This is a genomic window from Desulfosoma profundi, assembly GCF_055387865.1.
Map to the genome: position 1 here is coordinate 379,685 of NZ_AP042420.1, position 14,613 is coordinate 394,297.

At 56.6% G+C, this 14,613-nt stretch carries 10 protein-coding genes; 7 read left to right on the plus strand and 3 right to left on the minus strand.

Features of this window, described 5'->3' with window-relative positions:
- Window positions 1-2 precede the first annotated feature (2 nt).
- The 7 genes from ACZ5K9_RS01670 (at window position 3) to ACZ5K9_RS01700 (ending at window position 9,844) form a co-directional block, all read left to right on the plus strand.
- Window positions 3-989 (plus strand): protein kinase family protein, encoded by a 987-nt coding sequence (locus ACZ5K9_RS01670; protein WP_464272689.1) that lies wholly within the window; start codon window positions 3-5, stop codon window positions 987-989.
- Window positions 979-1,431, plus strand: a complete 453-nt coding sequence (locus tag ACZ5K9_RS01675; protein ID WP_464272690.1) for a universal stress protein — start codon at window positions 979-981, stop codon at window positions 1,429-1,431. Before ACZ5K9_RS01670 ends, ACZ5K9_RS01675 begins: the two co-directional genes overlap by 11 nt.
- 17 nt (window positions 1,432-1,448) lie before the next feature.
- Window positions 1,449-4,898, plus strand: a complete 3,450-nt coding sequence (locus ACZ5K9_RS01680; protein WP_464272691.1) for a S16 family serine protease — start codon at window positions 1,449-1,451, stop codon at window positions 4,896-4,898.
- A gap of 104 nt (window positions 4,899-5,002) precedes the next feature.
- Window positions 5,003-6,049: a phosphoribosylformylglycinamidine cyclo-ligase gene (purM, locus tag ACZ5K9_RS01685; RefSeq protein ID WP_464273922.1), complete on the plus strand. Its 1,047-nt coding sequence runs from the start codon at window positions 5,003-5,005 to the stop codon at window positions 6,047-6,049.
- Window positions 6,050-6,139: 90 nt separating this feature from the next.
- Window positions 6,140-7,072, plus strand: coding sequence for an AAA family ATPase (locus ACZ5K9_RS01690; protein ID WP_464273923.1), 933 nt, complete (start codon window positions 6,140-6,142; stop codon window positions 7,070-7,072).
- Window positions 7,073-7,107: 35 nt separating this feature from the next.
- On the plus strand, window positions 7,108-7,944 hold the full coding sequence (locus ACZ5K9_RS01695; protein ID WP_464272692.1) for a DUF58 domain-containing protein: 837 nt from the start codon (window positions 7,108-7,110) through the stop codon (window positions 7,942-7,944).
- Window positions 7,934-9,844 (plus strand): transglutaminase TgpA family protein, encoded by a 1,911-nt coding sequence (locus ACZ5K9_RS01700; protein ID WP_464272693.1) that lies wholly within the window; start codon window positions 7,934-7,936, stop codon window positions 9,842-9,844. Before ACZ5K9_RS01695 ends, ACZ5K9_RS01700 begins: the two co-directional genes overlap by 11 nt.
- 64 nt (window positions 9,845-9,908) lie before the next feature.
- On the opposite strand, the gene ACZ5K9_RS01705 is transcribed toward ACZ5K9_RS01700, so the two are convergent.
- The 3 genes from ACZ5K9_RS01705 to ACZ5K9_RS01715 form a co-directional block, all read right to left on the minus strand.
- Window positions 9,909-11,120, minus strand: a complete 1,212-nt coding sequence (locus ACZ5K9_RS01705) for a response regulator (protein WP_464272694.1) — start codon at window positions 11,118-11,120, stop codon at window positions 9,909-9,911.
- 333 nt (window positions 11,121-11,453) lie between these two features.
- Window positions 11,454-13,028, minus strand: coding sequence for a MutS-related protein (locus ACZ5K9_RS01710; protein WP_464273924.1), 1,575 nt, complete (start codon window positions 13,026-13,028; stop codon window positions 11,454-11,456).
- A complete protein-coding gene (locus tag ACZ5K9_RS01715; protein WP_464272695.1) occupies window positions 13,028-14,560 on the minus strand; it encodes a MutS-related protein in 1,533 nt (510 codons plus the stop codon). The genes ACZ5K9_RS01710 and ACZ5K9_RS01715 overlap by 1 nt, the downstream gene beginning before the upstream one ends.
- Window positions 14,561-14,613: the final 53 nt, after the last annotated feature.

The window sequence follows — 14,613 nt, forward strand, 5'->3', positions numbered from 1 at the left end:
CCATGTCCCTTTCCCACGTCCGCGACCTGATCCATACTCATACGCGTCTTTCCGTGCCTGAGAAAATTCGCATTCACACGGACACCACCCAGTTTATGGACATCAAGGCCGGCGATTGTATCAGTGTCCAGGGCCACCTGTTTTACGTAAAGGGTGAGGAGTTCGAGGGCCGGTTCGGCCTGGACGGAGAACCCAAGTTCTGGGTCAAACGCGTCATCGATCTTCACGATGGTCAGGCAAAGATCCTGAAATTGGCCTTCTTCGAGTCTTTTTTCATGCATCTCGGCGAAGAACGCATCCGATGCTTCCGCAGTCCGCACAAGGAATCGCGGATCCTGGCACGCACGGCGGGTGATCCCCGGTTCATGCAGGGTCATACGCTTTACGACGATGCCGGCAATCCCGTTCGGGTCATTGAACGCATTTCCGGCAAGACCTTGTACGATCTCATCGGGGATCTGGAAATGGACCATGAGACTTACTACTACGAGGTGTTCCCGCGTATTTTCGCCAACCTCATGAAAGCCTTCTATGCCATTAAAGACCTTCACCAAATGGGAGAAATCCACGGGGATATTCGCAACGATCATCTCCTCATTGAACATCAGAGCGGCCGCTACCGATGGATAGATTTCGATTACACCTACGAATGGCCGGGCCAACCTTTCGGCGTGGACCTGTTCGGGTTGGGAAACATTCTCCTGTTTGCAGCCGGAAAAGGATTTCATACCTTGCACGACATGCGGTCGTCCCACTCCCCCTTCCACGCTGCACTGTCCGATCTCCATGAAGAAGACTTTTCGCTGTTCTTTCCCAACAGGCTCATGAACCTGAAGAAAATCTTCCCCTACCTCCGGGAAACCCTGAACAAGGTCCTCATGCATTTTGCGGCTGGAGCGGAGGTTTTTTACGACTCAGCCCACGAACTCATGGAAGATCTGGAAGTTGCTTATCGATCGTTTCTCTGGGAGGTGCCCTATGGGCCATAAGATTCTTGTGGGAATCGACTGTTCGGCCAACGCCCAAAGGGCGGTGGACTATGTGGGGACGATGCTTCGGCCCCATGATGCCGTGTACGTCACCCTCTTTCACGTGCTTATCGGCCCCCAGCCCGACATCTACCCGGACAAGGAACAGAGGGATATGGAATTGGAAAAGAGACACCGTCGGGCCTACCGCCAACTCGAAGGCATGCTGTCCAGGTTGGTGGAGTTGGGTGTACCCAAGGAGCGCATTTCCTTGAAAATCCAGGTGTGCGATCCGGGGGAAAATGTGCCAGGCGTTCTTTTGCAAGAGCAGCGGCGTGGGGGATACCACACGGTGGTGGTCGGACGACGTGGGATGAGCAAGCGCGAGGAGTTTCTGTTTGGGAGCGTTTCCAGCAAGATCATTCGCGAGGCGCGCGAATGCACAGTGTGGGTGGTGCAATAGCCGGCTGAGGAGGCGTCATGTTTCCGGTGACCTTTGACCGTCAGGTGCTTGAAGGATTGCCGTACCCCGAAGAAGAGGATATCGCCCGCGTCCTTGAGGTCTTAAAGAACATCATTGAACGGCGGGTGCTGCCTCATTTTCGGACACGACGCGGCACGGACCCCCGCCACAGCGCCGTCGTCATGACTCGCGTGCGAATTGAGCGGCTGGAAGACGACCAGCGGGTCATTGCGCCGTTAAGCCTTCTTCTCCGGCGCGACGACAACTGGATAATCGCCGTCCACGAGCGGTTTTTCGATTATCTGGCTTTCGTTCTTCCTAGCGACTCCAAAGGTCTGGTCACCGAAGGCACGGAAGAAGAACGCAAGGCGTTGGCTCTTGCGGAATTTCTTCTCAGGCATCAGATGGAACACCTCCTCTACCCCAAGACCCCCGAAACGACAGTCATTGAAAACGACGTGGCCTTTGCCGCGGAAAAAACGGAAGACGACCCAACGTTCCATCGGCTGCTTGTCCATATCCTGGGCGATGAAATGGTGGGAATCAAGGGTGCAGAGTACCTGAGCCTGTTCGATGCGGCGGCCCAAGGGGGAACCACGGCCTCCCTGATCTACCGAATCGTCTTGAGGGCCTGCTCGTGGCTGGCGGATCTTTCCGAAGATCTCTTCGCCCAGGTGCTCACGGGCTTGGATGCCGAGTGCCGGGTGCAGGCCCTGGGAGAATGTTGGAACCGAAGCCGCCAGACTTTGTTGTCATTGGTCCTGCGCACGGTTTTCTTAGAAAAACTCTTCCGCGGTTTCGACAGACTCCTGGAAACGGATCCCGGAGAAGCCCCGAAGGTTCTCATGGCTTTTCGTGACCGATGGGGCCTGTGGGGGCTCTTTCATGAACTCGGTGTGCCCCAGGAAGAAGTGGAACGCAAGGACGATGATGCCCTGTTCGGACTGTTCGCAAAGCACTGCAAGCTCTTCCTCCAAAGGCCGGGAATCAAGCCCGCCGCCCCGCCCTTCACGCCCTCAGAAGCTCCCAAACCTACCGTGGCCGTCAAGAGCTTAAAAGACCGCATTGAGGAAGCGAAAACCAACCCCTCCTTTCCGCCACAGGTCATTGAAATCATCGAAAAAAATAAGACGCTCGCCGCCGGGCACAGCGGGGCCAAATACAGTGAACTCATCGAAACTCTGCTCTCCATCCCGTGGAAAAAAATCAAACCCATTCGCATCCGCGTTCAGGATTTTGAAGAAGGTCTTCATCGGACCCACTACGGCTTGGACCGGCCCAAGGAGATTGTTTGCGATTTTTTCACGAATCTCATCCGCAGATACCGGCAGTTCGATCCCGTGCAGTCGGAAGGGTGGAAGCGCACCGGAAGCGCCTTTCTCTTTGTGGGTCCACCGGGAGTCGGCAAAACCTCCTTAGCCATATCCATCGCCCAAAACTTGGGCATTCCTTATCATAAGATTTCCTTGGGCGGCATGCGGGACGAATCGGATCTGCGAGGGCACGGATTCACCTACGAGGGGTCCAAACCGGGAGCCATCGTGCAAGGCCTCATCAAGATGGGCTGCATGAACGGCATGTTCATTATGGACGAAGCCGACAAGACCGAAAAATTCGCCATCGCCACTCTTTTGGAGATTTTAGATCCGGAACAGAATCATCTGTTCCACGACAAATACACGCAAACCACAGTGGATATCGACCTGAGCAATTGCCACTTTATCCTCACCGCCAATACGCTGGAGACCGTCCCGGCCCCTGTGGCCAACCGCTGTGAAATCGTTTTCCTCGATCGTTACAGTGTGGAAGAGAAGGTGGCCATTGCCCGCTATCACCTCATCGGGCGGCTGAGGTCCCGCTATGATATCCGAGAGTCGGAGATCGCTTTTCCTCCTGACGAGGAAGAGGATCTCCTGCGCCATCTTGTGCGGGAATACACCTATGAAGCCGGTGTGCGTGATCTGGAACGCCTGCTGCGTACTTTGTTCTTCCGCATCCAGAGGAAGGAGCTTGTCAATGGGGGCCCCCGGCCCGTTTGGATCACCCGCCAGAAGATTAAGGAATACCTGAACGAGCCCATCAGACCGTGGAAGATGAGCCATGAAGACCGCATTGGGGAAATCCTCGCTTTGGGGGTGAATGTGGAACTCGGTGTCGGCTCGGTTATCCCCATTCAGGCAACCCCCATCCGTTTCGGTGCGGACGTCCCCTTGGAAAGCCCCGCGGGCTACATGAGCCTAGTCCATGCGACGGGGAACATTCAGAAGGTCATGGACGAAAGCCGCAAGGTGGCCATGACAGGAATTCTTCAATGCGCTGAGGCGCTTCAAATCGAAACACGCCATCTGTCTTCCCCTATTCATCTCCATTTTATGGGCGGCTCAACCCCCAAGGACGGGCCTTCGGCGGGTGGGGCCATCGCGTTGGCTTTGGCTTCGGCGCTTTCCCAAAAGCCCATCCGTCGGGATGTGGCCATGACGGGCGAAATCGACACCCATGGGAGGATCACCGCCGTCGGCGGCATCGCCATCAAATTGGAAGCCGCCGCCGACGCCGGTTGCACCACGTGCCTTGTTCCGAAACAGAACCTGCGTGGGGAGGACAGCATCGAACGTCTTCCACAAGCTCTCAAAAAGGAACTCCAAATCCTGACTTACGAAGAGTGGTCTGTGCCTCATGAGCCCTTCGAGTACCACCGTCACATTCTTCAAGTGGTCGCCGTGGATCATATTGTTCAGGCCGCAGAAGTGGCTTTTATAGAAAAGGACGATCTTGACGGAATCGCCCAATGCCTTTTGCCGGATGCTGAAAGGGTTCGGGCGGTCTTTGATGCCCAAGGTCCGATCGTCGACGGGAGCGTGGTGATCTTTGTGGTCAAGGATCCGGGAGAAATCCCCTGGGAAGCCCTCAAGGCCCTCGTCGACCGCAGGAAGCTCTTTCCCGCGTTCATCTGTGCAGCCCCGTGCGCAGAAACCTTGAAGGAACGCCTCCAGCGTTCCCTGGGCCCCGCGCCCGTTACATCCATGAAACCCAACGAAGAAAAACTCAAGGACGTCATCTCAGAGGTCCTCAAAGAGGCGGCCGTTCCTCAGCACCTCTCCCCCTCCGCCGTTGTGGCCCCCTTCTTCTTCCTCATCCAGGACGGTATCGTGGAAGAGGCCTCTCTTGGCAAACTCCCATGGCCGACTCTCCGCTTCATGGCCAACAACTTTTGTGTCCAGAACGCCAAAATTAAAGCCTCCAAACCCATCCTGAACGCGGTCATGAGCTGTCTTGCGCCGGCCCCGGATCCTCTCTTGGAACGGTCCCCGTTTCTCGACCGGGTGCGGGGAATATGGACTGTGGACCTCTGCTTCATTCCGGAGAAGTACAGGTTGGATGTTCGGCGGGCGGAATTGCTTCTGAAACGTGCTCTCGGGGCGTGGCTGGAAGCGGTGGTCCCGGGGGCGCTCCTCTCGGCCGATTGACACAGGTCGGATGAAAATCTTAGAATGCTTCTGACGCCGCGGGGCTCTCCTTGCATCACCTGAGACACATCCTGCGAAAACCCTTAGCCAGTGGGGACCTGTCAATTATGGCGGAAGAATCGCGCTATCGAGATGCCGGAGTGGACCTGGAGAAGGCCAACACCTTGGTTTCCCGAATCCGCCCCTTGGTGCAAACCACCTTCCACGCCAACGTCATTACGGACATCGGCGGCTTCGGAGGTCTCTACAGCATTGACTGCACCCAGATGAAAAATCCCGTGCTGGTTTCCTCGACGGACGGCGTGGGCACCAAGTTGAAGGTCGCCCTATGGGCCGACAAGCACGACACCGTCGGCATTGACCTCGTGGCCATGTGCGTCAACGATATCGTGGTCCAGGGTGCCCGCCCTTTGTTTTTTCTGGATTATCTGGCCATGGGATCCATTGACCTGGATCGAGTGGAAGCCATCATCCAGGGGATCGTCGCGGGATGCAAGCAGGCCAACTGCTCTTTGATCGGGGGAGAAACGGCCGAGATGCCCGGGTTTTACCAGGACCAGGAATACGATATGGCGGGATTCGCCGTCGGCATTGTGGACAACGCTAACATTATCGACGGGTCCACCATTCGGGTCGGTCACCAGATTATCGGGCTGGCTTCCAGCGGACTCCATTCCAACGGCTACAGCCTCGTGCGACGGATCGTCATCGACCAGCTGGGCATGAAGCCGGACAGCTACTTGGCCGACTGCGGGCGCACGGTGGCCGAAGAGCTCTTGGAACCCACCCGGATCTACGTGGACCCCGTCTTGCGGGTGCTTCGCAACTTTCAGGTGGCAGGCATGGCGCACATTACCGGCGGTGGGTTTCCGGACAACGTGGCCCGCATCCTCCCGAAGCAATGCCAAGCCATCATTGACCGCTCCACCTGGGAAATGCCCCCGATTTTCCGGTTCCTTCAGGAAGCCGGTAATGTTTCCCAAGACGAGATGTACCGCGTGTTCAACTGCGGGATCGGGTATGTGCTCGTGGTGGCCGCATCGGATCTCGAGGATATCTTGGGCCGTTTGGGGGGCATGGGATATCCGGCCTACCGCATCGGGGAAATCGTCGGGCGGGATCCTCAAGCCCCCCCGGTGCGCTTGCTCTGAGCCAACGAATGAAAGCCGCTTGCCGTGCATGAGGTGCCGCACACTGCGCCGGAGAAGGACCGGGAAAGAGTCCCTTTCCGCCATGAAGATATGGCGCGGGCTCATGAGGCCATCGACAGGGCGACTCGAACCCTCAGCCGATATCTCCACGGCAAGGAAAAGCCCTTGCGCTTGGCTTTCATTTGCTTTTTTTCCCGGGGTCATCTGCTCATTGAAGATCTCCCCGGATTAGGCAAAACCACCCTCGCCATCGGACTGGCCAAGGTTCTCGGCCTTTCTTTCGGCCGAATCCAATGCACCAGTGACCTTCTGCCCACCGACATCACCGGATTGTCCATCTTTAACAAGACCGCCGGCGTTTTTGAATTCCACCCGGGTCCCATCTTCCACAACATTATCTTGGTCGATGAGATCAATCGCGCAACGCCCAAGACCCAAAGCGCCCTCCTGGAAGCCATGGGTGAAAAACAGGTGACCCTGGAAGGACGCACAATGGATCTTCCAAAACCGTTTTTCGTTATCGCTACCCAAAACCCGGCGGAACAGTTCGGCACGTTTCCACTGCCGGAATCGCAAATGGACCGCTTCATGATGCGAATCCGGATCGGCTACCCCAGTCGGGAGGCGGAACTGGAGATCCTTCGGGGTGGAAGCAAACGCCGGGAGCTCTACAGTCTGGAACCCGTGATGAATCAGGAAACGGCGCTCATGATCCAGGGCTTTATCCGGGAGCGGGTGGTCGCCTCAGAAATCCTTCTGGATTATATGATGCGCCTCATCGAAGAAACCCGTCGCTCTGAATACCTGACGGCAGGTTTATCCACCCGAGGATCTTTAGCTCTGCTGCACACATCCCGAGCCCATGCGTTCATGGAAGGTCGAGACTACGTCATCCCGGAGGATGTCAAGGCGGTAGCCCCTTATGTCATCCCGCACCGAGTCTTCTTCCGGGACGAATATACATCCGAAGACAAGAAGGAGATCATCCGATTGATGCTGGAAAAGGTTCCCGTCCCCGTATAATTCGCATCACGCGCGCCGGGTGGGTTTACATCGTCTTGACCATCGCGGTGGGATTCGCCGCCGTGAACACGGCCAATAACCTCATTTACATCATCACCTCCACCTTGCTGGGTTTTATGCTCATTTCCGGAATCGTGGGAAAAACCAATCTGGAAGCCGTGCGCGTGAGCATTTCGCTACCGGAGGAAGTCTACGCCGACACAGCGGTCCCAGTGGTGGTGCGTGTCCACAACCGCCGGTCATTCATTCCCGTTTTCTTGGTCTCCGTTTCCGTGAAATCAGAAGAGGTTTTTTTCCATTACCTCGACGCCAAAAGCGAAATCTCGCGGACGGTCTCCGTCCGTTTCGAGCGTCGGGGCATGAGTCCACCCATCCCCGTCTTCGTGGCCTCTCGGTTTCCCTTTGGATTTTTTATTCGCACCCGCGTTGTGCCGCCTGTAGCCCCCGTGGTTGTCTTCCCCAAGCTCCTCCCGTGCCACTCACCGCTGAAACCTCCCCAAAGGCACTCCAAAGGCGATGAAAGGCCTATGGATAACCGCGTCGGTGAAGAGCACGACCTGCGCAGCATCCGGGAATACCAGCTGGGAGACCCGCTCAAGAAAATTCATTGGAAATCTTCGGCCCGAACGGGACGGTGGCTCACGAAAGAGTTTTCCGTGGCAGCCCAAGAAGCTTTGGTGGTGAATCTGGAGCAGATTTGGGGTAAGGATCTGGAAAGCACCTTGTCCTGTGCGGCCTTTCTCATCACTGCGGCGGTGCGGCGCGGGAGAGCCGTCGGGCTGATCGCGGGAGGCCGGACGTATCCCCCGGAGGCCACCATACCCCACAAGAGAAAACTCCTTAAGGTTTTGGCGTTTTACGGTGAAAATTAGAACCGCACTGTTAAGTGTCACATACTGTTCCGCGGCCTTGGGTTACGTGGCCGTCTTTCCTTTTGTGCATCCGGGGGCGCACGCGACTTTTCTGATTCTTGTCGCTTTGTCCGTGATCCGCCACTTTTCCCGACCGTTTCCCCTTTCCCGCATCCTCCTTAACGGGCTTGCCGTCGCCGTCATGAGTCTCTCCCTCTCCCGAATCCGGACGGATCTTCTCGTGGAACCGCTGGTGGACGGCGTGCTGGTGCTCCTGGGCATCAAGCTCCTGGAAGCCCGCCTCGGCCGGGACTATTTTCAAATTTACATGCTCTGCCTGTTCCTGCTCCTCGGACTAGGACTCTTGTCCTTGAGTATTTCCTTCCTTTTTTATCTCGCGCCCTTGGCCCTTCTCCTTACCCTGTCTCTGCTGTTGCTCACCATGGAATCTTCCGATCCCCAGGGACATCTTTCCCGAAAAGCCTTCTCGCAGCTTTCTCTCATGGCCGTGGCCATGGGCACGCTGACCGTTCCTGTCGCCCTCATGCTTTTTATCATCCTTCCGAGAACAAACTTCCCTTTGCTAAATCTCCTTACCGTTTTCGGCAAACACGGGACCGCTCGATCCGGGTTTTCGGACACCGTGAGCCTCGGTGAAGTCACGTCCATTCAGGAAGACGCCACCGCGGTCTTTCGAGCCCAGACCGCACCGATGGAACTCAAAGATCTGTATTGGCGGGGCTTGGTGTTTGACCAATTCGACGGCGTCCAATGGCGCCCTTCCCGGTGGGAAGCCGGGGTGCCTTTGAGGGCTCGAAAGCCCGGTGATGTGCAGCAGATCATTTTCATGGAGCCCTTTGGCATGGAAGTGCTTTTCGGGCTGGATCGACCCGTCGCGGTTGATCACATCCCGACCCGCGCCGCCAAAGACGGAACATTTCGCGTGCTGTCGCCCATCTACAAAAAAACCCGTTATGTGGTATGGTCCCGGCTGCATACGCCTTTTGTGGAAGAAGATCCCCCCGGACCGGAGCTGTTGCGGGTGCCGCCATCCGTTTCAGACCGCATGAAGGAGCTGGCTCGACCATGGGCTCTCATCGCTTCCCCGGCAGAGCGCGTCCGGGCCATCATGGCCTTTCTCCAAGGGTCGTCCTTTCACTACGCTCTCGACAATCTTCCTCGGAATTTGGACGACTTTCTTTTTGAAGATCGGCGGGGCAACTGTGAATATTTTGCGTCGGCCCTGGCCGTTCTCGCCCGCCTTGCGGGGGTGCCCGCCCGGCTGGTGGGAGGCTACCGAGGAGGCTATTACAATCAGGCGGGGGGCTACTACCTCGTCCTGCAAAAGCACGCCCATGTCTGGACCGAGGTTTACCTGGACGGGATCGGTTGGCTCCGCATGGATCCCACGCCGCCGACCGCCGTCACACCGGCCCAGCTCTACACACAGTCCCTCCTCACCAGATGGCGGGTGCTCATGGACACCCTCAACTACTACTGGTTCCGAATCGTTGTGGATTATGACGTGGACGATCAACTTTCTTTACTGCGACGTGCCCAAGGACTGGCCGCTTCGCTTTCAGAAAAGTCCAAAGCCCTTTCCATCGTGGACCTGCGCACACCCGGCCTCATTCTTATGGGCGCCGGGGCCGTCATCGCGCTTTGCTTGGCCCTGCGCCGACAGGCTGTTCGGAATCCCGCACAACGCCTGCGCAGGGACTATGGCCGGCGTCTTCTCCGTTACGGACACACTCTCAAGGATTGGGAAGGTGTGGAAGAGTCGGCACAAAGAATCGACGACCCGGCGGCCCGCGCCCAAGCTTTGCGCTTCGCCCGGTTGTTCCACCAAGCCGTCTACCGTGATCAAAAGCTGGACGAGGAAACCCTGCAGGCGCTCAAGGAGGAGCTTCGGCGACTATGACCGACTCGGCGACCAAGGGACATCATCGCGAATTCGAAACCCCACGGAACCCCTGGAACCTCCTCTAGGACTCCTGCAGGACTCTCGCCGCCTGTCGGTGCTCCTTGGCCAACCGCTCAATGCCGACCTTCTGATAAATCTGTGCCAAAAGAAGATGGACCTTGGCGACGAAAGGCTTTTCGAAATCTTTGCTCCGCCGGAGCAACTTCACCAAACCGTCTCGAGCATGAGGGGCATGACCGCACGCCACGAGAATGTAGGCGAGGAGATACGCGGTCTCCGGATCCTTTTCCACAGCGTCCGTAAAGATCCCTAAGGCCAGTCGGCCCACATCCTCCTGGAGCCGGGCGAATCGATAAAACCGCGCCAACACCGCCGCCAAGGCCTTAGGATTGTAGCGCACACTGCCCACCAAGGATTCAAAACAGGCTGTGCCTCGATCCAAGTCACCGCGTTCCATGGCCATAGGCCCGAGCTCCAAGGCAATGTCCCGACGGTCGGGCCGGGCACTGAAAAGATGTTTCAGAACGTGGTAGAGCTCGTCCGAACGTCCACTGTTGCGATAAAGCTCCCTGAGTCGCTCCATGGACTTCACATGGAGCGGGTTCAGCTCTATGGCCTTGAGGTAGGCTTTTTCGGCATCATCCGGAGCCCCTGCGTTCTCTAGAGCCCGCCCTAGCCAATAGTGCCCGATGGGATTCGTCGGGTTCTCATGAACGGCCTCCCGGAACCACATGACCGATTCCTGGGGCGCTGTCTCCAGAGTGGCCTGGCCGGACAGTAAGAGTTGCTGATACAGGGTTGGCTTGGTGCGCAATTCCATGAGTTCGTCGATGCGCCGGTCCAAGTCCGCGGGGGTAAAAGGCATGAGCACATATCCGTCGGCGTCCGTTTCGATGGCCTGGGCCACCAACTGCTCGGTCGCCTTCCCGGCAACCAGGATCACGGGAAGATCCTTCGTCACGGGCTGGGAGCGGATCCGCTCCAGTAGCTCAAAGCCGTCCAATCGGGTCATATGCAAACTGGTGATCACCACGTCGGTCCGTTCCCCGGAATCCAGCCACTGGAGCGCTTCCACGCCGCTTTCCACGGCGTGAACCCGCTGGTAACCCAGTTGGCGCAGGATCGCCTTGATGGTCCGACGCAGCTGGGGATCACCAAAAACCACGAGCACACGATAAGGTTTCGTCACAATTTCGTTGTTCACGGCCAGCTCTCTCAACCCCGCTGCAGGTTTCAAAGCCTTCACCCGCCAACGACACTCCATCGTTCTCATAACACATTCTCACCTGAAACCGAAAACCCATCTGGACAATGACACGATTTGTTCACCTGACTGACCCGAGAAAGGGGTGTTCTGCAAAAAACGGCGGCGAAAATTTCCCTGGAATCGAGCCACAGACGTGGCTCGAAAAGCGGAGCCGGGAGGCGTGGGGGCCAAAAAAACCATCGTTTCTCGTCGAAGGCGTCCCTTGGGGTCAGGCCGTAGCCGGCCTGGAAAGCACGCACGCACCGGGTGGTGAGTTTTTGCCGGACCGTTTTCCCCAAAACCAGCGCATGGGCTCCGAAGCTTCGGTGGAGTCAACGTCAAAATCGATCCGCAAGATGCTTATGGGCTCGATGACGAGCTGAGAGCGGTTGGGGTGGCCGCTCCTGACTCGAGATCGGTGACAGGCTCTTTTCGTTCCAATCGGAAGATCTTGCGATAGAGATCCATCCCATAGCTCGTCTCCAGGGGTGCGGCCTCCCTGAGTTTGAAAGTCCGTGAGCCGTCAACGAGCCTTTCGGCACGCAGGAAAAGAACCTTGTCCCTACTCCTTTCGTAAAAGTGTCGAGCGAAATCATACAAGTGGGTCACATACCAGATCTTGATTCCCCGCCTGAGCAGAGCGCTCACAATTTGCCTGGCAATCTCCGAGCCTTCGCGTTCGTTGGTGGCAGCCAAAGATTCGTTGAGTAAGAGCAAAGCATTCAGGGTCATGCGGTCGACAATCAGGCTCATGCGCTTCAATTCCTCTTCAAACTTGCCGCTTTCCATCGTCTTGTCTTCTTCGCGCTTGAAGTGCGTGAACAGGCCCGCACAGAGGTTGGCCGAAAAGGATTTCCCACCAACAAACATACCGCATTGCATCATCAATTGGGCAAGACCGGCGCTGCGGAGAAAGCAGGTCTTCCCGCCCTGGTTCGGCCCGGTGACAATGATCAGGGATTTCCCCACAGCCGAGATGTCATTGCCTACGACACGTTTTCCCAGGCGAAGAGCCAAGGTGACGTCGTACAGGTCCTCACATGAAAAATGACGCTCGTCGGCCGGCCTGGGCTGTGGAAACGCCACAGGTTTCCCCAATGCCGTCAGGTGCTCATAAAGGTTCAAGCACCCCAGATAAAACGCCAGTTCAAATCGCAAAACATTGAAAAAACTTTCAATGTATCCGGCGGCCAGGGCCACCGCTCTGGCCGCCCGGAGGAGACCTCGATCCCGCAGAGCGCCCAGGACACGCGCTCCAGCATCATCCCGAGGGTGCAAGGTGTAAGAATAGGTCCGTGAGCCAAAATCCAAAACACGCTGAAGCCAATGTGGGCTTGTCTCCGCGGGTTTGCAAAGAACATAGTTCGTTCCCTCATTGCCGGTGCCCAGTTGCGCGCTGAGCAGGACGCCTTGAGGAAAGCGCAGCGCCTTGAGGTGCTTTTCGACCGTGGTCAGGTATTCGTCGGCCAATTCCGCCTGAATCCTCACAAAAAAACGGCGAAACCCCCGGGAAGCAAAGTTGTCCAGATGTGCATCGGCAATTCGGCGCAACCGGTGCAGCAAATCCACGGAGCCTTCCAGGAGGCGCTGGGCACCAGTGAGCACGGCGCCGGCACTGGAATGGCGTGAAGAAAGACACCACCAGTGCTCTCGCTTTCGCTTCAAAAATTCCAGGGGCATCTCGTAGATTTGGCGGATCACGTCGGGAAACTTCAGACAGTCTTTTAAAACCTCCTGTCGGTAAGTGATGCTGTCGATATCATGGAGGCTCGTTAACATGACTTGTCTCGATGCACTCCAGAGGTCCTTGTCTCCCCGGGCCATCGCCCGAAAGAGATCATCTAGAACCAAGTCTTGGGTGAGGTCCTCCCCATTGGCCCTTATGGGTTGCGTTGGCTCGAAATCCCGGTCAGGATAAAGAAGGTGCACCTTCATCATGAGAGCCGCTCCATGATCTGCTCATAGGTGAGCCCGTGCCTTCTGGCCAGGGCCAAGGCGTAAGCCAGACCCTCGGCCGGCTTTCGTACGACTTTGAATGTGCGTTGAGTAGGGTCCTTCGGGTCAACCATGGCCACCATACTGACCGTCTTCTCACCCAAAGACGCCAGTTCGTCCAAAAAGGTCACCCAGACGGCCAGGGCGTCCAAACGCATCAGCCGAGTGACGATTTCCTTGCTGAGGAATAGGGCGTCCTGAACGGTTGTCGAGGTGAAGATTTCGTTCACGATAAAGATGCTGTCGGCCGTAGCGCGATCGATCATGTCATGAATCCGAATCAAATCGTCCTCCAGTTTTCCACGCAGGTTGTGGGCATCCTCGCTTCGTTCAAAATGCGTGAAGATATGGTCGAAAAGAAATAGGCGGGCCTTCCTCCCCGGAACAGGACAACCCAGACTGGCCAGATAATGCAACTGGCCGAACATCCGGGCAAAGGTGGTTTTGCCTCCCTGATTGGGACCTGTGATCACCAGGATGCGCTCCGGCTCTTTAAGGAAAAAGTCATTGAGCACAATGGGCCGGCCGCCTTGGCGCCGGGCATAAGCTAAGGCCAAATCAAAGACATCCCGTCCCTCGATTTCTTTGCTCCCCGCCGTGACGTCGGGATAACAGAACGGGAGATCCTGGTGCTTGAGATCCGCAATGAAGTCCAGGTAAGCGATATAGAATTGGATCTCCCGGTCAAACGCGGCGATCCTTTCATCGAGAAATGGATAATGTTTTGTGCAGAAGCGATTTAAGGCATCGAAGGGCTCGGGGTATAACCGGCTGACAAACTCGAGGATTTTCGCCTCGATATGACTCATTCCTTCGGTTTCCTCAACCCTTATCGCCTGAGCGGGGACTTCCCTTTGTTTGAACCTCTCAAAGGTTTTTTCCACTTCCGGGCTGTAGTCCGCCTCCCCTTCGGCCCTTTTCACCTTGAACTTGCCGGGCTCGATGATCACACAGTAAGTCACCTCGGCAAGCGCCCTCTTGACCTGTTGGGCTTCCATGACGAAAGTCTGAAACTGTTCCGAGCGGATGTAGCTGTGGAGGTAGCCCCGAAACGCCATCAGACCCCGCGAACGGACAGGGACGCCGGTATCTGCCAAATGGTCGCCCAAAGCGGTCACGGCATCACAATAGATCAGTGCCGCTTCCAGGATCCATCCCTTCTTGAAGAACTCATCGTCCAGCCTGTCGGTCCTTTCCAAACAGCGGCGCATCGATCTCATCTTTTCCGAAAACTTCTGGACCCCCGATCGCACTTCCTCGACTTCCAGGTCCCGCATCACTTCTTGCCGATACCGAACGGTGTTGACATCGCCCAGAGCTGTCCAGAAGAGAGGTTTTAGGCCATAGTCCCGCTTGGGCTCTGTGATCGCTTCGACGATTTGATCCAGGTTCAAGTCGGAAAAGAACTCCGGCTGCGTTGTGTTTTCCACACAGGATCCGTCCCTGTCATAAAGAATGCTGCAATAAGTCATGTTAACGTCTCCTGCGGTCGTCGCTTCCCCCACGAAAGAAAAAAAGCCTCTAC

Excerpts from the sequence above, each read along its gene's own strand:
- ACZ5K9_RS01670 (WP_464272689.1), top strand. The coding sequence starts at position 3 with ATGTCCCTTTCCCACGTCCGCGACCTGATCCATACTCATACGCGTCTT.
- ACZ5K9_RS01675 (WP_464272690.1), top strand. The coding sequence starts at position 979 with ATGGGCCATAAGATTCTTGTGGGAATCGACTGTTCGGCCAACGCCCAA.
- ACZ5K9_RS01680 (WP_464272691.1), top strand. The coding sequence starts at position 1,449 with ATGTTTCCGGTGACCTTTGACCGTCAGGTGCTTGAAGGATTGCCGTAC.
- ACZ5K9_RS01690 (WP_464273923.1), top strand. The coding sequence starts at position 6,140 with ATGGCGCGGGCTCATGAGGCCATCGACAGGGCGACTCGAACCCTCAGC.
- ACZ5K9_RS01705 (WP_464272694.1), bottom strand. The coding sequence starts at position 11,120 with ATGAGAACGATGGAGTGTCGTTGGCGGGTGAAGGCTTTGAAACCTGCA.
- ACZ5K9_RS01710 (WP_464273924.1), bottom strand. The coding sequence starts at position 13,028 with ATGAAGGTGCACCTTCTTTATCCTGACCGGGATTTCGAGCCAACGCAA.
- ACZ5K9_RS01715 (WP_464272695.1), bottom strand. The coding sequence starts at position 14,560 with ATGACTTATTGCAGCATTCTTTATGACAGGGACGGATCCTGTGTGGAA.